The sequence below is a fragment of the Bradyrhizobium sp. LM2.9 genome, assembly GCF_054056555.1.
Map to the genome: position 1 here is coordinate 1077010 of NZ_JBSRYJ010000002.1, position 21119 is coordinate 1098128.

Genomic DNA, 21119 nt, shown 5'->3' on the forward strand with positions numbered 1-21119 from the left:
AATGCGGATTCTGGGGGCAGCATTTGGGGTTGGGCTGGCAGCTTGCTGCATCGCTCCCGCACGCGCGCAGGTGCCTTCGATCAATCCCGGCGTGATCCAGAACGACGTCGACCGGCAGCGCCGGCAGCTCGAACAGCAGAGCGCGCCGCCGAAGCTCAACGGGCCGGCGGTGATCGGCGGTGAGCGGCAAAAGTCCCAGCTCCTGAAGCCGGGCGGCCCCAAATTCCGCCTGCGCAAGGTCGAGTTCGACGGCTCGAAGTTCATCACGCCGGCCGAGCTCGACGAGATCGCGAAGAAGTATGTCGGCAAGAACGTCGACATCGCCTCGCTGTTGCAGCTCGTCGCCGACATCAATGCCATCTACACCGAGCGCGGCATCGTCACGGGCATAGCGACGCTGCCCGAGCAGGATGCCAAGGGCGGCATCGTCCGCGTCAAGCTGACCGAAGGCCGGCTCCAGAAGACGACCATCGAGGGCAACAAGCAGACCCGCACCGACTACATCCTTCAGCGGGTGAAAGAGCCTGAAGGCGAGGTCCTCGACGTTCCAAAACTCAATCGCGATGTGATCTGGTTCAACCGAACCAACGACGTGCAGATCAAGGCGCTGCTCCAGCCCGGCACGAGCTTCGGCCTGACCGATCTCCAATTCGTGGTGATCGAGCCGCCGATCGACACCCTGCAGCTTTTCACCGACAACCAGGGCGCGGAAAACACCGGGCGTTGGGAGGGTGGGGCCTTCTACAAGCGCCACGGTCTGTTCGGCGTCGACGACCGCCTGACCTTCTATGGTGTCCGTTCCGACGGTAATCTCAACGGCAACGCCGCCTACAGCGTTCCGGTCAATCCCTGGGGTGGCCGCGTCGGCGTCAGCTACACCGAAGGCAAGATCAAGATCATCCAGGGCCCGTTCGTCGCGCTCGACGTCACCGGACGCTCGAGCCAGGCCGCGGTCAATTTCAGCCAGCCTCGGTCTGGGTGTCCCAGAACTGGCTGGTGCTGCTCAACGCCGCGGAGACCGAGGGCAAGACGGTCAGCCGCTTCGCCACGGTGGCCGTGACCCAGGATCATTACGATAAGGCCACGGCGGGCCTCTCGGTGACCAATTCCGGCAACACCTATTCGATCACGGTCTCGCCGGCCGTGAACTACATCGAGTGGCAAGACCATGTGCTTGGCAACAACCGCGCGTTCAACACCTATACCGGCTCGTTGATCGCGACCAGCGCCGCGGGGCCTGCGAATTTCAGCACCAATGTGCTGGCGAGCTGGCAATACACGCAGGAAAAGCTGCTGCCGGGCGACCAGATTTTTTCGATCGGTGGCCCCACCACCGTGCGCGGTTATCCCTCCAACTCGGCGTCCGGTGACAGCGGCTACTACTTCAACGCCGAGCTGCACTACAATTGGTCGTCATGGCTCAGGGGATTTGACGCCTACATCTTCACCGACTGGGGCGCGGTATATTCGACGACATTTCCCGGCATCACCGAACTGGGCTCGGTCGGCGTCGGCTTTTCCTGGACCTACGCGTCGTTCCTGACGTTCGAGGCCAATTATGCGACGCCGCTGAAGATGGCCGTCTCGACCCAGAACCACTACGAAGCCTATGGCCGCGTCATTCTCCGGCCGTTGTTGATGTTCCAGAAGCAGGAAAGTCCCGCGCCGGTGGCGGCAATTGCCGGCAGGAGCAAGTCGTAGGGCGTATGGGGGACGCGCTTAGCGCCGCAACGTGAACTCTTCCGCGCCGCGGCGCTGCTCCCATTTCGCCTGCTCCAGCTCGGGCTGGTCGCATTCGACTTCGGGATAGCCGATGCAGAGATAGGCGATGAACTTCCAGGTATCAGGCACGTCGAGAATGGCGTGGATGCGATCCGGATTGAGGATCGATACCCAGCCAAGCCCGATGCCTTCGGCGCGCGCGGCGAGCCACATCGCGGTGATTGCGGCAACCACGGAATATTCCGTCGTCTCCGGCATCGTCGCGCGGCCGAGGCCGTGACCGATGTCGCTGGCCTTGTCGGCGAAAACGGCGAGGTGGCCGGGGGCCTGTTCGAGACCCGATAATTTCAGCGTGGCATAGCGCGCTGCGCGCTCACCGGCGTAGGCATTCAGCGCATCGGCGTTGCACGCTTTGAAGTCGTCGATCATGGCTCGGCGCCGTGCGGCGTCATCGACGATGACGAAGCGCCAGGGCTGGCTGAGGCCGACCGAGGGTGAGAGACAGGCCGTCTCGATCAGGCGATCGATGGCGCCGTCCTGCAAAGGATCGCTGCGAAAGCGGCGCACGTCCCGGCGCCACACGAACAGCTCGCGCAAGTGTTGGCGGAAGGTGTCGTCGAACTCGACCATGACGTCAGCGTCCGATCTGGAGGGATGCGGCAACCAGCAGGATCAGGATCTCGCCGGTCTGTTCGAACGCGCCGAGGATGTCGCCGGTCTGCCCGCCGATCTGGCGGATGGCAAGTCGCGCCAGCATCAGGCCGGCGAGGGAGAGCAGGATCAGGCTGACGAGCGCCTTGCCCGGTCCGAGCGTAAGGGCGAGCGCGAGCGTTCCAACAGCGATGGCGATGGCAATGCTGCGGCCCGGCGGAGATCCCGCACTTGCCGACAAGCCGTCAGTTCGTGCAGGCGCGACCAGCGACATGAAGGCGGGCACGCCCGCGCGGGCCGCGATGTGCGCAGCGCACAGTGCGAGCATGACTGCCCACGGATTGGCGATCGCCGCGAGCGCGCTCCAGCGCAGACCGAACGACAGGATCAGCGCGCAGACGCCATAGGTCCCGATCCGGCTGTCGCGCATGATCTCGAGCTTGCGCTCGCGGGTGCGGCCGCCGCCGAGTCCGTCAGCAGTATCGGCGAGGCCGTCCTCATGCAGCGCGCCGGTGACGAGCGCGGTCGTGGCCAGCGCGAGCAGGGCGGCAAGGTTCGGTGTCAGACCGAACCGGCTGGCGATCGCATAAACCAAACCGCCGGTAAGCCCGACCGCCAGCCCCGCAACGGGAAGCGCCCAGGTCGCGCGCGCGATGGCCCCGTCGCCGGCTGGCTTCGACGATGCCGCCGGCAGGATCGTGACAAAGGACGCCGCGATCCTGAGATCGGCGATGATGTCCCGCAGAAGCTCGGCGCGCGGCGTCATTTCAGTTTCATCGGCAGGCCGGCGACGACGAACTCGACCTCGTCGGCCAACGCCGCGATGGCCTGGTTCATGATTCCGGCGGCATCGCGAAAGCTGCGCGCCAGCGCGTTGTCGGGCACGATACCAAGGCCGACTTCATTGGTGACGAAGACGACGGGGCTCTTCAGGCGGGGCAAGGAGCCGGCAAGCTCTGTCATCTCCCGCTCCCAGTCGCGTCCCGCGTGCATGAGGTTGGAGAGCCACAGCGTCAGGCAATCGACCAGCCTTGCGCCGCCGCCGTCGGTTGCGACGAGCGCGGGCACGAGATCGAGCGGCACTTCGCGTTCCATCCAGTCGGTTCCGCGGCGCGCGCGATGCTTGGCGATGCGCGCCTCCATTTCCGCATCGAGAGCCTCGGCCGTTGCGACATAGACCGGCTGCCCGGGAAAGGAGCGCGTGCGCATTTCCGCACGCTTGCTCTTGCCTGACCGTGCTCCGCCGGTGATCAAAATGACGACCATAAAGTCTCCTGTCGGCCAGCACTAATCACCAAACTTGGGCAAAGACAAAGCCGAAATCCGCCAGCCGGGGGCTTGCGCTCCGGCCGGGGTTTGCGCAACAGGGGCGGGACAGGAGGCGTGCGTGGGTTTTGCCGGTGCGATGGTCGTGGCGATGGCGGTGGATGCCCTGTTGGGCTGGCCGTCGTGGTTGTTCGCGCGGATCGGCCATCCCGTCACTTGGCTGGGCCGGCTGATCTCTGCCATCGACAGCGCCTGGAATCGTGCGTCCGATCCGCCGGCGCTTCGCCGGGCCGCGGGCGTTGCCGGCGCACTCGTCGTGATCGCGCTCGCCGTCGCGCTCGGTTGGGCGCTTCAGTCCTTGCTTCCCTTGGGCTGGATCCAGGTCGTGCTGGTCGGCGTCCTGGCCTGGCCGCTGGTCGCCTTGCGCTCCTTGCTCGACCACGTTGCTGCCGTCGCAAATCCCATGCGGGCCGGTGATATCGCCGCCGCACGCGACGCGGTCTCGCGCATCGTTGGCCGCGATCCCATGACGCTCGACGAGGCCGGCATCGCGCGCGCGGCGATCGAGAGTCTCGCCGAGAATGCATCCGACGGCATTGTCGCACCCGTGTTCTGGGGCGCGCTGTTCGGTCTGCCCGGCATCTTGGGCTACAAGGCGATCAACACGCTGGACTCCATGATCGGTCATCGCAACGAACGGCACGAAGCCTTCGGCTGGGCGGCGGCGCGCATCGACGATGTCGCCAATTTCATTCCAGCGCGGCTGACCGGGTTTCTGTTCGTGCTGCTGGCAACAAAACGATCGGAGGCGCTGTCGTGCATGATGCGGGATGCAAGCCGACATCGCTCGCCCAATGCCGGCTGGCCGGAAGCGGCCATGGCCGGCGCGCTTGGTGTGCGGCTGAGCGGTCCGCGCATCTATCACGGCAGCACCACGAACGAGCCATGGCTGAACGAAGGTGCGCGCGATCCGCTTGCTGCCGACGTCGATCGGGGATTGACGGTTTACCGCCGCGCCATGCTGCTGCTCGCCGGCATCCTTGCGATCCTGGTCTTCGCGTGAAAGAACAGCGCATGCGCGAGCACGGTGGAAATCTCGATCTGGCCCAGCAGCGTTTCGGCGGACGCGCGGAGGACTGGATCGATCTGTCGACGGGGATCAACCGCCTGCCTTATCCCGTGGGCGAGGTGAGCTCGCGCGCATGGAATGCCTTACCGTCGCGATCCGAGATCGAGGCGCTGCATCAGGCGGCGCGGCACGCTTACCGCACCAGCGCGGCGGTCGTTGCGCTTGGCGGCGCACAGGCCGCAATTCAATTGCTGCCGCAACTCGCACCACCCGGCTGCGCGCGCATCCTCGCGCCGACGTACAACGAATATGCCGGGGTGCTCTCGGCTGCGGGCTGGAAGGTGGAAGAGGTCAGCGCGCTCGAGGCGCTGGCCGGCGCGGACCTCGCCATTGTCGTCAATCCCAATAATCCCGACGGCCGGTGCCATCCGTCAAAGGATTTGCTGGAGCTGCTGCCGCGCGTCGGCCGTCTCGTCATCGACGAGAGTTTTGCCGATATGGACCCGCAACTGTCGCTCGCGCCGGAAGCAGATCGGCCGGGGCTGCTGATCCTGCGCTCCTTCGGAAAGTTCTATGGCCTTGCCGGCCTGCGGCTTGGCTTTGCGCTCGGCAATTCGTCCGATATTGCCAGGCTCGCGGCGTTGTCGGGGCCGTGGCCGGTCTCGGGAGCGGCGATCGCGATTGGCTGCCGCGCTCTGCGTGACGATGCCTGGGCGGAAGCCACGTCCGCGCGGCTCGCGCGAGACTGCGTTCGTCTCGACGCCATGGTGCAGTCGCAAGGCTGGACGCTCGTTGGCGGGACGCCACTGTTTCGTCTCTACGAGACACCCGACGCGCTCGCCGCGCAGGAAACGCTGGCGCGTAGCCAGATCTGGTCGCGCGTGTTCGCGCGAGAGCCGACATGGCTACGCCTCGGGCTTCCGGGCAGCGAATCCGAATGGACGCGTCTGGCCGCGGCTCTAGCGCGCTAGCGCGAGCAGGCCGTCGACGTCGAGATGCTGCTCGATGTGATCGGCGAGGGCATCGAGCGCACTCTCGATCCTGGCGTGATACGGCTCGTCGCCTGCGGGAATGTCTAGCTTTGCCAAAAACGCCTTGCGGAAATCATCCGACCTGAAAAGGCCGTGCAGATAACTGCCTTGCACACGTCCGTCGCGCGAGATCGCGCCTTCCGGTTCACCATTCAGCTTTGCGAATGGCCGCGCGCGGTCGGGCCCGTCGGTGCGGCCGATGTGGATTTCGTAGGCTTCGATCGGCTGATCGGTGGCGGCGTGCACGGCCGCGATGCGCGTCAGCGTCTTCTCCGAGCTCATCACCGTTTCTACGTCCAGAAGTCCGAGACCGGGTGTGTCGCCGGCGGAGCCCTCGATCCCATCGGGATCAGTGACGCTGCGTCCGAGCATCTGATAGCCGCCGCAGAGGCCGAGCACATGGCCGCCTCTGCGGTAATGCGCCAGGAGATCGATGTCCCAGCCCTGCGCGCGCAGGAAGGCAAGGTCGCCGCGGGTGGATTTCGAGCCGGGAATGATGACGAGCCTGACGTCGCCGGGGATGGCTTCGCCCGGCCGCACCATCACGAGATCGACGCCAGGTTCGAGTTTTAGCGGATCGAGATCGTCGAAATTGGCGATCCGCGACAGCGCGAGACATGCGATCTTGCATTGCCCCGGCTTGCGCGCATCGCTCAGGCCCAGCGCATCCTCGGCCGGCAGCTCGCCGGCGCGCGTGAACCAGGGCAGCACGCCGAAGCCGCGCCATGATGTTTTCTGCTCGATCAGCTTGTAGCCGTCGTCGAACAGCGTGGGATCGCCGCGGAACTTGTTGATGACAAAACCCTGGATCATCGCGGCATCGTCCGGGTCGATCACCGTCTTGATGCCGACGAGTTGCGCGATGACCCCGCCGCGGTCGATGTCGCCAACCAGCACGACCGGCACGTCAGCCTTGCGTGCAAAACCCATATTGGCGATGTCGGCCTTGCGTAAGTTCACCTCGGCCGGACTGCCGGCGCCTTCGACCAGCACGAGATCGGCGCGCACCTTCAGCCGCCCAAAGCTCTCCAGCACGGCGCCCATCAATGACGGCTTCATCGCCGCATATTCACGCGCGCGCGCGGTCGCGATGCGTTTCCCCTGCACGATCACCTGCGCGCCGACATCAGTCTCGGGCTTCAGCAGCACCGGGTTCATGTCGGTGTGCGGCTCGACGCCGGCGGCGAGCGCCTGGAGCGCCTGGGCGCGGCCGATCTCGCCGCCGTCGACGGTCACGGCCGCATTGTTCGACATGTTCTGCGGCTTGAACGGGAGCACGCGCAGGCCGCGTCGCGTGAAGGCGCGCGCGAGGCCGGCGACGATGAGCGACTTGCCCACGTCCGAGCCGGCCCCCTGGATCATCAATGCGCGCGCCATCGCGTCGTGCTCAGAACTCGACGCCGGCTTGCGCCTTGATGCCGGAGCGGAAGGGATGCTTGACCAGCGTCATCTCGGTGACGAGATCGGCGATCTCGATCAGCTCGTCCTTGGCGTTGCGTCCCGTGAGCACGACATGCGTCATCGGCGGCTTCTGCGTAGCCAGAAAATCGACGACCTCGGCGATGTCGAGATAGTCGTAGCGCAGCGCGATGTTGATCTCGTCGAGCACGACCATGCGCAGGTTGTGGTCGAGAATCAGCTCCTTGGCCTTCTCCCAGCCGGCGCGCGCTGCGGCGATGTCGCGGGCGCGGTCCTGCGTCTCCCAGGTGAAGCCTTCGCCCATGGCGTGGAACTGGCAGAGGTCGCCGAAATGGCCGGTGAGCATGCGGCGTTCGCCGGTATCCCAGGCGCCCTTGATGAACTGCACGACCGCGCAGGGGAAGCCGTGGGCGACGCAGCGGACGATCATGCCGAAGGCGGAGGAGGACTTGCCCTTGCCGGCGCCGGTATGGACGATGATGAGGCCTTTTTCGCCGCTCTTGGTCGCCATGATCTTGTCGCGGGCGACCTTCTTCTTCGCCATTTTCGAGGCGTGGCGGGCGTCGGTCTCGTCGACCGTTTGGGTATCCGGTTCAGGCGTCATCGGACGGGGTCCTTCGGCTTGACAAGAGGCGGCCGGGGGCAAATGGTGGCCCGGCGTTGGTTCCTGTCCTACGACAGGCGAAGAGGGAATGCGATAGGGTCCGAATCGGCAAGATTTGGTTCCAAAATGCAGCCGCCCCCGCGACCGTGACCGGAGAGATGCCCGAAGCCACTGACCCCCTTGGGGATCGGGAAGGCGGGGATCGAAGGGGGAAACCCTGCTCCGGAAGCCGGGAGACCTGCCAGCGCGGACGATTTTGGACCGGCGGACGGGGTGTTCCGCGACGGGGAAGCGGGCCTTCGCAAGAATGGTTCGTGCGCCTCTTCGCTTCCCGCTATTTATTCTGGAAGAGGCGATGACCGTCACACTTCACGTCTGCATCACCTGCCGTGCCGGGGAGACGCTCGGCGAGGGCGAGGCGACACCCGGCAAGCGCCTGCATGGTGCGATCCTTGATGCCGGCGTGCCCGACGGCGTCAATGTAGTTCCCGTCGAATGCCTGTCTGCATGCAGCCAGGGTTGCTCGGTCGCGCTCAGCGCGCCCGGCCGCTGGTCTTATGTCTATGGTCGCCTGTCGGATGCGAATGCGCCCGACGTGGTCGCGGGCGCCGCCGCCTATGCCGCCGCGCCCGACGGCCTCGTGCCCTGGCGCAGCCGTCCCGAGATCTTCCGCAAGCAATCGCTTGCCCGCATTCCCCCCATGGCCGTCGTGCCGGAGGCCGCCGAATGAATTCGCTCGCAAAAGTCCCGGTCACGGTGGTCACGGGATTTCTCGGCTCCGGCAAGACGACGCTGATCCAGCATCTGCTCGCCAACGCCAACGGCAAGAAGCTTGCGGTGCTCGTCAACGAGTTCGGCAGCCAGGGCGTTGACGGCGAGATCCTGAAATCCTGTGCCGACGCGAATTGTCCGGAAGAGAACATCATCGAGCTCGCCAATGGCTGCATCTGCTGCACCGTTGCCGACGATTTCATTCCGACCATGGAGAAGTTGCTGTCGCGGCCGGTAAGGCCCGACCACATCCTGATCGAAACCTCGGGCCTGGCGCTGCCAAAGCCGTTGCTGAAGGCATTTGACTGGCCGGAGATCCGTTCGCGCATCACGGTCGACGGCGTGATCGCGCTGGCCGATGCCGAAGCTGTCGCCGCTGGTCGCTTCGCGCCCGACGCGATTGCTGTCGAAGCGCAGCGCGCGGCGGACAAAAATCTCGATCACGAGACGCCGCTGTCGGAGGTGTTCGAGGACCAGATCGCCTGCGCGGACATCGTGCTGCTGACCAAGGCGGATCTTGCGGGCGCGGCAGGCCTCGAAGCGGCCAAGGCGGCGATCACCGCCGAGATGCCGCGTTGCGTGCCGATGTTGCCGGTGACCGATGGTGCGATCGACGCGCGCCTCATCCTCGGTCTCGGCGCTGCCGCCGAGAATGATCTTGCTGCGCGCCCCTCGCATCATGACGGCGAGGAAGAGCACGAGCACGATGATTTTGCTTCGGTCGTGATCGATCTTCCTGAAGTCGCCGATGTCGATGCGCTGGTCGCGTCGGTCCAGCGTCTCGCACGCGAGCAAAACGTGCTGCGCGCCAAGGGTTACATCGCGGTTGCGGGCAAGCCGATGCGCTTGTTGTTGCAAGCAGTCGGTGAACGCGTCCGCCACCAGTTCGACAAGCCCTGGGGCGCGGGTCACAGGCAGTCAAAGCTCGTCGTGATCGGCGAGCACGGAAATATTGATGAAGCCGCGATCAAGGCGGGACTCGGTATCTGATGCACGTCGTCTTCCGCGAGAGCCGCGGTCTCGAGGAGACCGCGACGCCAAGGGACATCGGCCAGGATCCGGCCGATCTCGTGGTGCTCTCGTATTCGGATTCCGATCTTGCGGCGTTCGCGGCCGGCTGGCGCCGTGGCCGCGACACTCTGCCATCGCTGCGGCTCGTCAATCTCGCAGAGCTCCGTCATCCGCTTTCGATCGACACTTATATCGAGCGCACGCTGTCGCAGGCGCGCGGCATTCTGGTGCGTCTGATCGGCGGTGAGTCCTATTGGGCGTATGGGCTCGCGGCCCTGCAGCAACTGGCTAGGGATCGCGGCATCGTGCTGGCCGTGCTGCCGGCCGACGGCCGCGACGACACGCGGCTGGATGCGTATTCGACCTTGCCGGTCTCGACGCTGCGGCGGCTCAAGGTGCTCTGCGACACCGGCGGTCCTGTCGCGGCGCAGGCGGCGATCGCGCAGCTCGCGCTGGCCTCCGGTCTCTATGCCGGGCCGGTTATCGGCGAGATGAACGTTCCCGAGATGGGTTTTTACGACCCCGGGCGGGGCGTCATTGCGGCGCCGTCGGCCTCCGAGGGGAAGCCGCGCGCGCTGGTGACGTTCTATCGCTCCTATCTCACCGCCGCGGACACCGCCCCGGTCGATGCCCTGATTGCCGCGCTGCGCGAGAAGGGATTTGATGCGCATGGCGTATTCGTCACCTCGCTGAAGGCTGCAGGCGTTGCGGATTGGCTTGGGACGTATTTCGCGAAGAACCCTCCGGCTGCGATCGTCAATGCGACGGCGTTCTCGGCGATGGGCGAGGACGGCACGACGCCGTTCGATGCTGCATCCTGTCCGGTGTTCCAGGTCGCGCTCTCATCGGTGCGGCGCGAGGACTGGACCGAGTCGCTGCGTGGTCTGTCGCCCGGCGATCTCGCGATGCATGTGGTGCTGCCCGAGGTCGACGGCCGCCTGTTCGCGGGCGTGGTGAGCTTCAAATCGGCCGCGATGCGCGATCCCGATCTGCAATTCTCGCATCTTGCGCATCGCGCGGATGAAGAGCGCGTGAACGCCGTCGCCGCGCGCGTTGCAGCCTGGCGGCGCCTTGCCGAGAAGCCGGCTGCCGGCAAGCGGTTGGCGCTCGTGCTCTCGAACTATCCGGGTCGTCCGCACCAGATCGCGCATGCGGTCGGTCTCGATGCGCTTGCTTCGGTCGAAGCGTTGCTGTCCGACCTCGCGGAGGCCGGCTTCGATGTCGCGCCGGTCCATGGACTCGGCGAAACGCTGCTCAAGCAGACCTTGAGCTGGAGCATTGCCGATTACCGCGCGGCGCTCGCGCGCATTCCGCAAGTCTTGCAGGATGATCTCGCGCAAGCCTGGGGTGCACCGGCGACCGATCCGTCTTGTCGCGACGGCGCGTTCCATTTCGCCGCGATTCAATGCGGCCGGTCGATCATCGCAGTTCAGCCGGAGCGTGGCGATGCGACCACGCGCGATTCCGACTATCACGATCTCGCCCGCACGCCGCGCCACGCCTATGTCGCGTTCTATCTCTGGCTGCGGGGGCAGGGCTGTGATGCCGTCGTGCACATGGGCGCGCATGGCACGCTGGAATGGCTGCCCGGAAAATCCGTGGCGCTGTCGCAGACGTGCTGGCCGGAAGCCCTGATCGGCGATTTGCCCGTCATCTATCCCTTCATCGTCAATGATCCTGGCGAGGCCGCGCAGGCCAAGCGGCGTTTGGGTGCCGTCACGATCGGCCATCTGCCGCCACAGCTGGCAGCATCAGTGGTGCCAGACGGGCTGCGCAGGCTCGAACAGCTTCTCGACGAATATTCGACGGCCGATGGCCTCGATCCCGCCCGCCGCCAGCGTCTGATCGCCGCGATCCGCGATGAGGCGCGCGCGGCAGGCCTCGAAGACGATCTTGGTCTCGATGCTGCGGCCGCACCGGCCGAAGCGATCCCGCGGATCGACCGCTTCGTCTGCGATCTCAAGGAAAGCCAGTTCGGCGACGGCCTGCACGTGTTCGGCCGCGGACCCTGCGGCGACGCGGAACGAGACGCTTTGCGGGCCGCGCTTGCAGGACAGCGTGTCGCGCCGGGGCCGTCAGGTTCGCCCTATCGCGGGCGTCAGGACGTGCTGCCCAGCGGACGCAATCTCTTTGCCGTCGATCCGCGCGCGGTGCCGACGCCGTCGGCGCATGCCCAGGGCGTCAAGCTCGCGGAAGAATTGCTACGTCGTCACCTGCAGGATCACGGCGACTGGCCGAAGGGCCTTGTCGTCGATCTCTGGGGCTCGGCGACGATGCGTACCGCGGGCGAAGAGTTTGCGATGGCGCTGCATCTGGCCGGTCTTTCGCCGCGCTGGGATCACGCCTCCGGCCGTCTGACCGGCTACGACATCATCGCGCCGGCCGAGCTTGGCCGGCCCCGCATCGACGTCACGCTGCGTGTCTCGGGCCTGTTTCGCGATGTCTTCGCCGGCCTCGCGCAATTGTTCGAAGCCGCCTCCGAGGCGCTGGCGACCCGTGAGGACGAGGGCGATGAAAATCCGTATCGCCATCGTACGTCGCGCGTGTTCGCGCCGCGCCCCGGACAATACGGCGTCGGCCTCTCGGCGATCCCTGACGCCTTCACGCCCGAGACGCGCGAAGCCGCCGGCGAAGCCTGGCTGTCGGCATCGTCCTGGGCGTTCTCCGCGGACGGCGCGATCAAGCCCGATCGCGCCGGCATCGAATCGCGGCTCGCATCCGCCGATGCTTTCGTGCACGTGCAAGATTTGCCGGAAACCGATCTTCTGCTCGCGGCCGACTATGCCGCCCATGAAGCCGGCATTGCGGCGGCCGCAGCGCATCTCGGCGCGGCAGGACCATCGCTCTATCATCTCGACACGACGCGACCCGAGCAGCCGCATGCGCGTACGCTGACCGAGGAGATTTCGCGCGTGGTCCGCGCGCGCGCGGCCAACCCGGCCTGGATCGCCGGCATGATGCGCCACGGTTTTCGCGGGGCGGCCGAGATCACGGCAACGCTCGAGCACATGGCGGCCTTCGCGCATCTGGCCGGCGCGGTGCCGCCGCATCTGTTCGACCTCTACTATGATGCGACGCTTGGCCATGACGACGTCCGCGCCTTCATGGCCCGCGAAAATCCGGCAGCGCTGGCAGCGATGGAGACATGTTTCACGCGCCTGCATGAGGTCTCGCTCTGGCGAACGCGCCGCAATTCGATCGCGGCTGCGCTGCGGGAGGCGTCATGAGCGCTTCCGTGGTCAAGGGCTGGTGTCCCGGCGCGCTGCGCCCGATGCAATCGGGCGACGGGCTCGTGGTTCGTGTACGTCCGTTCGGCGGACGGCTCGATGCTGCACAAATCTCCGGACTGGCCCGTCTCGCCGAACGCCATGGCAACGGCCTGATCGACGTGACCAGTCGGGCCAATCTCCAGATCAGGGGCGTCAGCGACACCAGCCACAGGCTGCTGCTCGACGGCCTTTCGGAACTGGCGCTGCTCGACCCCGACTCTGACACCGAATCCCGTCGCAACATTCTTGTGACGCCGTTCTGGCGTGCCGGAGACACGACACAATCGCTCGCCGCCGAGCTTGAGGAGGCGCTCGCTGACAGCAAGCTCGAACTTCCAACCAAGTTCGGCTTCGCCATTGATGACGGCACCTCACGCGTGCTTGCGGGCGATTCCGCGGACGTACGAATCGAACGCGATCGATCCGGCGGACTGCTGGTGCGGGCCGATGGCGACAAACTCGGCCGCTCCGTCGCGCGCGGCGAAGCCGTGACCACCGCGCTCGCGCTCGCCAACTGGTTCGCGATCTCAGGCGGCGCCAGGGGCGGGCGAGGGCGGATGGCGGCGCATCTGGCCGCCGGTGCAATCCTGCCGGCGGCATTGCTCGGCGCTGCCGAGCCGGCGCCGATCATGGCCGCGGCGCGTCCCGGCCTCTATTCGCAAGGTGCGATGGTCGGCGTCGCCTTCGGACAGATGGCGCATGCGACGCTCGACCAGTTCGCCGGTTTCGGACATGCGCTGCGCATGACGCCCTGGCGGATGGTTTTGAGCGAAGGCAAGCGCGTGATGCCGAACGCGACTGGCCTGATCACCGAGGCCCACGATCCTGCGCTGCGCGTGATCGCCTGCAGCGGTGCGCCACGCTGTCGCGAGGCGCATGCCGATACCCGCGATCTGGCCGCGGCCCTGGCTCCGAACATCGGCGCGGCCGCACGGCTCCACGTCTCTGGTTGCGCCAAGGGCTGCGCCCATTCCGGTGCGGCCGCCATCACTCTGGTCGCGACCGGCGCAGGCTTCGATCTCGTGCGCGGTGGGTCGACACGCGATGAGCCCATCCTGCGGGGGCTGAGCCGCGACGATATCGTCAGAGATCCCTCAATCCTGATGGGGGGACACTGATGCCGCACTCGTACGAGACCGACGGCGCGGCGATTTACCGACAATCCTTTGCGGCCATCCGGGCCGAAGCCGATCTTGCGCGCTTCACGCCGGACGAGGAGCAGGTGGTGGTGCGGATGATCCATGCCGCCGGCATGGTTGGCCTGGAGGCGCATATCCGCTTCACGCCCGGCATGGCGACAGCCGCGCGCGCAGCCTTGCAGAAGGGCGCACCGATCCTGTGCGACGCGCGCATGGTCTCCGAAGGAATTACGCGCGCGCGGCTTCCCGCGGCCAATGCTGTCATCTGCACGTTGGGCGACGAGACCGTTCCCGCGCTCGCGCAATCCATGCGCAACACCCGTTCGGCCGCGGCTCTCGAATTGTGGCGCCCGCATCTCGATGGCGCGATCGTGGCGATCGGCAACGCGCCGACCGCGTTGTTTCATCTGCTCAACATGCTGGAGGACCGCGACTGTCCCCGGCCAGCGGCGATCATCGGCTGTCCCGTAGGCTTCGTCGGCGCCGCCGAATCCAAGGCTGCGCTGATGGCCGAACCGCCGGTGCCGGCGCTCACGGTCGAGGGCCGCCTCGGCGGTTCCGCGATCACGGTCGCCGCCGTGAACGCGCTGGCGAGCCGGAGCGAATAGGGATGGGACGCATCATCTGCTGCGGTCTCGGCCCCGGTGATCCCGATCTGATGAGCGTGCGCGCCGACCGCACGGTACGCGGCGCGAAGCACGTTGCCTATTTCCGCAAGAAGGGCCGGCCCGGCCAGGCGCGCCGCATCGTCGAGGGCATGCTGGCTGCCGACGTCACCGAATATCCCATGGAATATCCTGTTACGATCGAGATCGCCTTCGACACGCCTGAATACGTCCAGCTGCTTTCCGGTTTCTACGACGAATGGGCGGAACGCCTGGCGCGGCTGGCGCGCGGGGTCGATGTCGTCGTGCTCTGCGAGGGCGATCCTTACTTCTACGGCTCTTTCATGCATCTACACACGCGCCTGCAAACCCGCGTCGAGATCGAGGTGATCGCGGGCATTCCCGGCATGGTCGGTTGCTGGAATGGCGTCGGACAGCCGATCGCGCTCGGCGACGACGTGACGACGGTGCTGATGGGCACGCTCGCCGAGGACGAGCTTGCACGCCGCATGCGCGATTCCGATGCACTTGTGATCATGAAGACCGGGCGCAATCTCGCAAAGGTGCGCCGCGCGCTCGCTGCCGCCGGACGGCTGGACGATGCCTGGCTGGTCGAGCGCGGCACCATGCCGGGCGAGCGCGTGGTGCGGCTCGCGGAGATCGATGCCGCCGACTGTCCCTATTTTGCGATCGTGCTCGTGCACGGCAAGGGCCGGCAACTGGACGCGGCCGAATGACGGGTACGCTGACCATCGCGGGCCTCGGGCCGGGCAGCGATGCGCTGGTGACGCCCGAGGTCTCCGCCGCGCTTGCCGCCGCGACTGACATTCTGGGCTATGCGCCCTATGTCGCGCGGGTGCCGCCGCGGGCAGGGCTAATTTTGCATCCCTCCGACAATCGCGAAGAGCTGCAGCGTGCGAGCGAGGCCTTGCGGCTCGCGGCCGAAGGCGGCCAGGTCGTCGTCGTGTCCTCCGGCGACCCCGGTGTCTTCGCGATGGCGTCTGCCGTATTCGAGGCGCTCGAACAGGCGCCGCAATGGCAAGAGCTGCCGATCCGTGTGCTGCCCGGCATCACCGCGATGCTGGCGGCTGCCGCGCGCGCCGGCGCGCCGCTTGGCCATGATTTCTGCGCGATCAACCTGTCGGACAATCTCAAGCCGTGGGCGGTGATCGAGAAGCGCCTGCGGCTCGCCGCGGAAGCCGACTTTGCCATTGCGATGTATAATCCGCGCTCGGCGAGCCGGCCGGAAGGGTTTGGCCGTGCGCTTGCGGTGCTGAACGAGGCCGGCTGCGGCGGGCGCCTCGTGATCTTCGCGCGCGCGATCAGCGCCGCCGATGAAAGGATCGAGACCGTCAGGCTGAACGAGGCGACGCCGGAGATGGCCGACATGCGCACGCTGGTGATCGTCGGTAATTCGCAGACCCGCCGCGTCGGCCGCTGGGTCTATGCGCCGAGGCAGGTCCGATGACCGAGCCACTGCATGATCTCGGCCACGCTCTCGACCCGCAATCGTTCCGGCAGGTGCGGTCGCGAGATCATGATCACGGGCAGCCCGAGCCTGCGGGCCGCGTCGATTTTGGCGCGCGCGCCGTCGCCGCCGGAATTGCGGGCGACGATCCGGGTGATACCTCGCGCGCGCATCATTTCCAGCTCGCCCTCAAGCGTGAACGGCCCACGCAACACGATGACGTCCGCGGCGAAGGGCAGCGGCGCTTCGGGCGGATCAACGAATCTCAGCGTATAGGCGTGCTGCGGCTTGGCCGCGAATGGCGCGATGTGTTGGCGGCCGATGGCGAGGAACACATTTTCCGCCGCCTCGGGCAGCGCGGCGACGGCAGCGTTGACGTCTGCGACCTCGATCCAGCTATCGCCGGACGCTTTGGTCCATGGCGCACGCTCAAGAGCGATCAGCGGCGTTCCGGTTTCCGCGCACGCCTCGATCACGTTGCGGCTCATCTCGGCCGCGAAGGGGTGCGTCGCATCGACCACATGCGTGATGCCTTCACGGCGAATGTAGTCAGCAAGTCCGCTGACGCCGCCAAAACCGCCGATGCGGGTCGGCAGCGGCTGATTGGCAGGCGCACGGGTGCGGCCGCCATAGGAATACACGGCATCGATGCCTGCGCGCGCGATCTCCGCCGCGAGCAGGTTTGCGTCGGCCGTTCCGCCCAGAATGAGGGCGCGCGTCATGGCTGATCCCTGGCTGACCATTATCGGTATCGGCGAAGATGGCCTTGCCGGGCTGTCCGAAGCAAGCCGAAAGGCGCTTGCCAATGCTGAAACCGTCTTCGGCGGGGAACGGCACCTCGCGCTTGCCGGTGTGACCAGCCGGGGTCGCCCATGGCCCGTGCCGTTCGATGCAGATGTCGTGCTGAGCCGCCGCGGCCGCCCGACGGCGGTGCTCGCCTCCGGCGATCCGTTCTGGTACGGCGCTGGCGCGGGCCTCGCCGAGAAGCTGGACGCCGGCGAGTGGGTCGCGCATCCGGCCCCGTCAACGTTTTCGCTCGCCGCCGCACGGCTCGGCTGGCGCGTCGAAGCAATTGCCTGTCTCGGTCTCCACGCCGCGCCATTCGAGCGTCTCGTGCCGCATCTGGCGCGAGGTGCGCGCATTATTTGCCTCGTACGCGACAGCAAGGCGGCCGGCGATCTCGCGAAATGGCTGACGGCGCGCGGTTGGGGTGCCTCGTCATTCTGGACGCTCGCCGCGCTCGGCGGGCCGCGCGAAGATATCAACGAGCATCGCGCCGATAGCTTTGCGGGTGATCTTGCCGAGAGCCTGGTTGCAGTGGCCGTTGAGGCGGCGGGCATGCAGGGCCTTCCTCGCAGCTCGGGATTATCAGACGATCTCTTCGTCCATGACGGCCAGATCACCAAGCGTCCGGTCCGTGCGCTCGCGCTTTCGGCGCTGGCGCCGCGTCCCGGTGAACGGCTGTGGGACATCGGCGCCGGTTCGGGCTCGATCTCGGTCGAGTGGGCGCTGTGCGGCGGTACGGTGATCGCGGTCGAGGCGCGCGAGGATCGTGCCGCGAACATTCGCAACAATGCTGCGGCGTTCGGGTTGGCACATCGGATCACAGTCATCGCGGGAAAAGCGCCCGAAGCTCTGGTTGCGCTGGAAGTGCCGGATGCTGTCTTCATCGGCGGCGGTCTCGACGTCGCGATGTTCGACGCCGCCTGGTCGCGCCTCGTGCCCGGAACGCGGCTCGTTGCGCATGCGGTGACGCTGGAGACGGAAGCGCTGCTCGGTGAGCTGCACCAGCGCCACGGCGGCGAATTGATGCGGGTGGAGATTGCGCACGCCACTCCGCTCGGCCGCTACCGGTCCTGGGAGGCGGTGCGGCCCGTGGTGCAATGGAGCGCGGTCCGATGAAGGTCGCCGGGCTCGGATTCAAAAAGGATGTCACGCTGGCGTCGCTGCGTGAGGCGCTGCTGGCGGCCGGTGGTTCCGAACGCCTCGCGGCAATCGCGACTGTGAGTGACAAAGCCGAGGCAGAAGCCCTCAAGCAGCTCGCGCACGAATGCGGCGTGCCGATCAAGGCGATCGCCGCCGAAATGCTGGCCGGCATCGATACGCCGACACAGTCAGAACTCGTTGCGGAAAAGTTCGGGACGGGATCGGTCGCCGAGGCCGCAGCGCTCGCGGCAGCCGGACCTCGCGCGCGACTGATCGCGACGCGAGTGGTCTCGCAGGATCGCACCGCGACCGCGGCGATCGCGGAAGGAGACGGCGCATGACGGTGCATTTCATCGGCGCCGGACCGGGCGCTCCCGATTTGCTGACACTGCGCGGCCGCGATCTGATCGCCACGTGCCCGGTCTGCCTCTATGCCGGCTCGCTGGTGCCGGAGGGCGTGCTGGCGCATTGCCCGCCCGGCGCGCGCATCGTCAACACCGCGCCGCTGTCGCTCGACGAAATCGTCGCGGAGATCGCTGCCGCGCATGCCGACGGCAAGGACATCGCGCGGCTGCATTCGGGCGACCTCTCGATCTGGTCGGCGATGGGTGAGCAGCTCCGCCGCCTGCGCGCGCTCGGCATTCCCTACACCGTCACGCCCGGCGTGCCGTCCTTCTCGGCCGCCGCAGCCGCATTGGAGGCCGAGCTGACGCTGCCCGGCCTTGCCCAGACCGTGGTTTTGACGCGCACCCCGGGCCGCGCCAGCGCGATGCCCGAAGGTGAGAAGCTCGCCGCGTTCGCCGCCACCGGCGCGGTGCTCGCGATCCATTTGTCGATCCATTTGCTCGACAAGATCGTCGCCGAGCTGACGCCGCATTACGGCGCGGATTGCCCGGTCGCGATCGTCTGGCGTGCGAGCTGGCCCGACCAGCGCATCGTCCGCGCCACGCTCGCAACACTCGACGCTGCTGTCGGCGGCGAGATGGAGCGCACCGCGCTTATCCTGGTCGGCAAGACGCTGGGCTCGGCGGATTTTTCCGAGAGCCGCCTTTATGCTGCCGACTATGACCGCCGCTATCGCCCCGTGGGCGCAGAGCCGCGCTTTCCGGAGGTGTCGTGATGGCGGCAGGGCTCGTCATCTCCGCGCCGGCCTCGGGCGTCGGCAAGACGACGCTGACGCTGGCGCTCGCTCGCGCCTGGCGCAATAGCGGATTGCGGGTGCAGTGCTTCAAGAGCGGCCCTGACTATATCGATCCTGCGTTTCATGCCGCCGCCACGGGACGCGCCTCCGTCAATGTCGACAGCTGGGCGATGGATCGCGGGACGATCTCGCATCTCGTCAGCCGCGGCACTGACGCCGATGTCGTGCTGGCCGAAGGCTCGATGGGCCTGTTCGACGGCGTCGCCGCGCGGGGCGTCTGCGGTACCGGGGCGACCGCCGACATTGCAGAGATGCTGGACTGGCCGGTGCTGCTGGTGATCGATCCCTCGGGACAGGCACAGACGGCGGCAGCGATCGCCGCAGGCCTTCGCGACTATCGTCCCGGCGTGCGCCTTGCAGGCGTCGTGCTCAATCGCGTTGCCAGCCCGCGCCATGAAGCCCTCGTGCGGCGTGCGCTGCTGGATGCCGGCATTGCCGTGTTCGGCGCGCTGCCGCGCCATGCCGAGATCAGCCTGCCGAAGCGGCATCTCGGACTGGTGCAGGCCGAGGAGCAAGCGGAGATCGGCAAGTTGATCGACGAGGCCGCCCGCTTCGTCGCCGAGCATGTCGATCTCGATGCGGTGCTGCAATCGGCTGCCAGCTGGTCGCCGCAACCTGCCGCAGGCGGCGTGAACGTGACGCCGCCCGGCCAGCGCATTGCGCTTGCCCGTGACGCTGCGTTCTCCTTCGTCTATCCGCATATGCTGGAAGCGTGGCGCGCGGCGGGTGCGGAGATATCGACATTCTCGCCGCTGGCTGACGAAGGTCCTGATCCGGGCGCCGATGTGTGCTGGCTGCCCGGCGGTTATCCTGAGCTCCAAGCCGGGAAGATCGCCGGCAATGCGCGCTTCCGCAGCGGATTACGCGCCTTCGCAGAGACGCGGCCGGTGCACGGCGAATGCGGAGGCTATATGGTGCTGGGTACCGCTTTGACCGATGCCGACGGTATCCGTCACGAGATGACGGGCTTGCTCGGCCTGGAGACGAGCTTTGCCAAACGCCGCATGCATCTGGGCTATCGCTTGGCCGAACTCACAGCGCCGATGCCGGGTCATCAGGCGGGTGCACGCCTACGTGGGCATGAATTCCACTATTCGACGATCCTCGCGCAGCCCGACACGCCGCTGGCGGTCGTGCACGACGCGACAGGTGCGGTCATCACCGAGACCGGCTCGCGGCGGGGACAAGCCACCGGCACGTTCTTTCATCTGATCGCGGAGGACCGGTGAGCGGTTTTGTCTCCTTCGTCTCCGCCGGCCCCGGCGATCCCGAGCTCCTCACGCTCAAGGGTGCCGCGCGGCTGCGCGAGGCCGATGTCGTGCTCTATGATGATCTTGCTTCGGGCGCGATCCTCGATCTGGCCCGTCCCGGCGCCAATCTCGTCGCGGTGGGAAAGCGGGCAAGGCGGCCCTCGACCAAGCAGCACCACGTTAACCGCCTCCTGGTCGACTACGCCGCAACCGGTGTGCGCGTAGTTCGCCTGAAGTCGGGCGATGCCGGTATCTTTGGCCGGCTCGAGGAGGAGCTCGAGACGCTGCGCGAAGCGGGCATCGGCTATGAGATCATTCCGGGTGTCACCACGGCCTGCGTCGCTGCGGCCCAGGCCGGGATTCCCCTGACCCGGCGCCATACCTCGCGCCGGGTGCAGTTCATTACCGGCGCGGACGTCACGGGCGAGCTGCCGCCAGACCTCAACTGGGCGGCGCTGGCCGATCCGGAGGCGACGACCGTGGTCTATATGGGCCGCCGCACGTTTCCGGTGCTTGTCGCAAAATTGATCGAGCACGGGCTCTCCCCAACCACGCCGGCGTTGTTCGCAGAATCCCTCGGCCGTCCCGATGAACGATTGGTCCGCACCACCATTTTGGAGCTTGCCGAGCAGCTTGCCCGGGGCGGGGCGGCCTCCACGGCGGCCGTGATCCTGTTCGGCGCGCTGGCGGGGGATTATCCCTCATGACGGCCTCGGC

The 21119-nt window shown here is 66.8% G+C and carries 22 protein-coding genes and 1 riboswitch; of the genes, 16 read left to right on the forward strand and 6 right to left on the reverse strand.

Annotation, left to right across the window (positions count from 1 at the left end; translation table 11 throughout):
* The first annotated feature begins 1 nt into the window (after nt 1).
* Both ACVWW3_RS06440 and ACVWW3_RS06445 read left to right on the forward strand, forming a co-directional pair.
* On the forward strand, nt 2-1060 hold the full coding sequence (locus tag ACVWW3_RS06440; RefSeq protein WP_456671906.1) for a ShlB/FhaC/HecB family hemolysin secretion/activation protein: 1059 nt from the start codon (nt 2-4) through the stop codon (nt 1058-1060).
* Entirely contained in the window at nt 997-1701 is a 705-nt protein-coding gene (locus ACVWW3_RS06445; RefSeq protein WP_456671907.1) for a ShlB/FhaC/HecB family hemolysin secretion/activation protein, read from the forward strand. Before ACVWW3_RS06440 ends, ACVWW3_RS06445 begins: the two co-directional genes overlap by 64 nt.
* A gap of 18 nt (nt 1702-1719) precedes the next feature.
* Here ACVWW3_RS06445 and bluB read toward each other — a convergent pair whose 3' ends face one another.
* The 3 genes from bluB to cobU are packed head-to-tail and all read right to left on the reverse strand — an operon-like array spanning nt 1720 to nt 3639.
* Nucleotides 1720-2352, reverse strand: coding sequence for a 5,6-dimethylbenzimidazole synthase (bluB, locus tag ACVWW3_RS06450; protein WP_456650573.1), 633 nt, complete (start codon nt 2350-2352; stop codon nt 1720-1722).
* Nucleotides 2353-2356: 4 nt separating this feature from the next.
* Nucleotides 2357-3139 (reverse strand): adenosylcobinamide-GDP ribazoletransferase, encoded by a 783-nt coding sequence (gene cobS / locus ACVWW3_RS06455; RefSeq protein ID WP_456650572.1) that lies wholly within the window; start codon nt 3137-3139, stop codon nt 2357-2359.
* Nucleotides 3136-3639 (reverse strand): bifunctional adenosylcobinamide kinase/adenosylcobinamide-phosphate guanylyltransferase, encoded by a 504-nt coding sequence (cobU, locus tag ACVWW3_RS06460; protein ID WP_456650571.1) that lies wholly within the window; start codon nt 3637-3639, stop codon nt 3136-3138. The genes cobS and cobU overlap by 4 nt, the downstream gene beginning before the upstream one ends.
* Before the next feature lie 121 nt (nt 3640-3760).
* Between cobU and cbiB the strand changes: the two genes are divergently transcribed.
* Complete coding sequence (gene cbiB / locus ACVWW3_RS06465) at nt 3761-4702, forward strand: adenosylcobinamide-phosphate synthase CbiB (protein ID WP_456650570.1); 942 nt, start codon at nt 3761-3763, stop codon at nt 4700-4702.
* Between the two features lie 11 nt (nt 4703-4713).
* Complete coding sequence (cobD, locus tag ACVWW3_RS06470; RefSeq protein WP_456650569.1) at nt 4714-5679, forward strand: threonine-phosphate decarboxylase CobD; 966 nt, start codon at nt 4714-4716, stop codon at nt 5677-5679.
* Here the strand turns inward: cobD and ACVWW3_RS06475 are convergent.
* Both ACVWW3_RS06475 and cobO read right to left on the reverse strand, forming a co-directional pair.
* The gene (locus tag ACVWW3_RS06475; RefSeq protein ID WP_456650568.1) at nt 5668-7116 is read right to left on the reverse strand and encodes a cobyric acid synthase; all 1449 of its coding nucleotides are present in this window, start codon (nt 7114-7116) and stop codon (nt 5668-5670) included. The genes cobD and ACVWW3_RS06475 overlap by 12 nt on opposite strands.
* A 10-nt stretch (nt 7117-7126) precedes the next feature.
* Nucleotides 7127-7762 (reverse strand): cob(I)yrinic acid a,c-diamide adenosyltransferase, encoded by a 636-nt coding sequence (cobO, locus tag ACVWW3_RS06480; RefSeq protein WP_354105825.1) that lies wholly within the window; start codon nt 7760-7762, stop codon nt 7127-7129.
* Nucleotides 7763-7802: 40 nt separating this feature from the next.
* Nucleotides 7803-8022: riboswitch (cobalamin riboswitch) on the forward strand.
* A gap of 95 nt (nt 8023-8117) precedes the next feature.
* Between cobO and ACVWW3_RS06485 the strand changes: the two genes are divergently transcribed.
* The 7 genes from ACVWW3_RS06485 to cobJ are packed head-to-tail and all read left to right on the forward strand — an operon-like array spanning nt 8118 to nt 16025.
* The gene (locus tag ACVWW3_RS06485) at nt 8118-8492 is read left to right on the forward strand and encodes a DUF1636 family protein (protein ID WP_247350160.1); all 375 of its coding nucleotides are present in this window, start codon (nt 8118-8120) and stop codon (nt 8490-8492) included.
* Nucleotides 8489-9523, forward strand: coding sequence for a cobalamin biosynthesis protein CobW (gene cobW, locus ACVWW3_RS06490; protein ID WP_456650567.1), 1035 nt, complete (start codon nt 8489-8491; stop codon nt 9521-9523). The genes ACVWW3_RS06485 and cobW overlap by 4 nt, the downstream gene beginning before the upstream one ends.
* Nucleotides 9523-12771, forward strand: a complete 3249-nt coding sequence (gene cobN / locus ACVWW3_RS06495) for a cobaltochelatase subunit CobN (RefSeq protein ID WP_456650566.1) — start codon at nt 9523-9525, stop codon at nt 12769-12771. The genes cobW and cobN overlap by 1 nt, the downstream gene beginning before the upstream one ends.
* Nucleotides 12768-13931 (forward strand): precorrin-3B synthase, encoded by a 1164-nt coding sequence (gene cobG, locus ACVWW3_RS06500; RefSeq protein WP_456650565.1) that lies wholly within the window; start codon nt 12768-12770, stop codon nt 13929-13931. The genes cobN and cobG overlap by 4 nt, the downstream gene beginning before the upstream one ends.
* Complete coding sequence (locus ACVWW3_RS06505; protein WP_456650564.1) at nt 13931-14560, forward strand: precorrin-8X methylmutase; 630 nt, start codon at nt 13931-13933, stop codon at nt 14558-14560. Before cobG ends, ACVWW3_RS06505 begins: the two co-directional genes overlap by 1 nt.
* Nucleotides 14561-14562: 2 nt before the next feature.
* Nucleotides 14563-15294, forward strand: coding sequence for a precorrin-2 C(20)-methyltransferase (locus ACVWW3_RS06510; protein ID WP_456650563.1), 732 nt, complete (start codon nt 14563-14565; stop codon nt 15292-15294).
* Complete coding sequence (gene cobJ, locus ACVWW3_RS06515; protein WP_456650562.1) at nt 15291-16025, forward strand: precorrin-3B C(17)-methyltransferase; 735 nt, start codon at nt 15291-15293, stop codon at nt 16023-16025. Before ACVWW3_RS06510 ends, cobJ begins: the two co-directional genes overlap by 4 nt.
* On the opposite strand, the gene ACVWW3_RS06520 is transcribed toward cobJ, so the two are convergent.
* Nucleotides 16001-16747 (reverse strand): cobalt-precorrin-6A reductase, encoded by a 747-nt coding sequence (locus ACVWW3_RS06520; RefSeq protein WP_456650561.1) that lies wholly within the window; start codon nt 16745-16747, stop codon nt 16001-16003. The two genes, cobJ and ACVWW3_RS06520, sit on opposite strands and share 25 nt — an antisense overlap.
* Between ACVWW3_RS06520 and cbiE the strand changes: the two genes are divergently transcribed.
* The 5 genes from cbiE to cobA are packed head-to-tail and all read left to right on the forward strand — an operon-like array spanning nt 16746 to nt 21109.
* Nucleotides 16746-17927: a precorrin-6y C5,15-methyltransferase (decarboxylating) subunit CbiE gene (cbiE, locus tag ACVWW3_RS06525; RefSeq protein ID WP_456650560.1), complete on the forward strand. Its 1182-nt coding sequence runs from the start codon at nt 16746-16748 to the stop codon at nt 17925-17927. The two genes, ACVWW3_RS06520 and cbiE, sit on opposite strands and share 2 nt — an antisense overlap.
* Entirely contained in the window at nt 17924-18292 is a 369-nt protein-coding gene (locus ACVWW3_RS06530; RefSeq protein WP_456650559.1) for a cobalamin biosynthesis protein, read from the forward strand. Before cbiE ends, ACVWW3_RS06530 begins: the two co-directional genes overlap by 4 nt.
* The gene (gene cobM / locus ACVWW3_RS06535; RefSeq protein ID WP_247350180.1) at nt 18289-19071 is read left to right on the forward strand and encodes a precorrin-4 C(11)-methyltransferase; all 783 of its coding nucleotides are present in this window, start codon (nt 18289-18291) and stop codon (nt 19069-19071) included. Before ACVWW3_RS06530 ends, cobM begins: the two co-directional genes overlap by 4 nt.
* On the forward strand, nt 19071-20381 hold the full coding sequence (locus ACVWW3_RS06540; RefSeq protein ID WP_456671908.1) for a cobyrinate a,c-diamide synthase: 1311 nt from the start codon (nt 19071-19073) through the stop codon (nt 20379-20381). Before cobM ends, ACVWW3_RS06540 begins: the two co-directional genes overlap by 1 nt.
* Nucleotides 20378-21109, forward strand: a complete 732-nt coding sequence (cobA, locus tag ACVWW3_RS06545; RefSeq protein ID WP_456650558.1) for a uroporphyrinogen-III C-methyltransferase — start codon at nt 20378-20380, stop codon at nt 21107-21109. Before ACVWW3_RS06540 ends, cobA begins: the two co-directional genes overlap by 4 nt.
* The last annotated feature ends 10 nt before the right edge of the window (nt 21110-21119 follow it).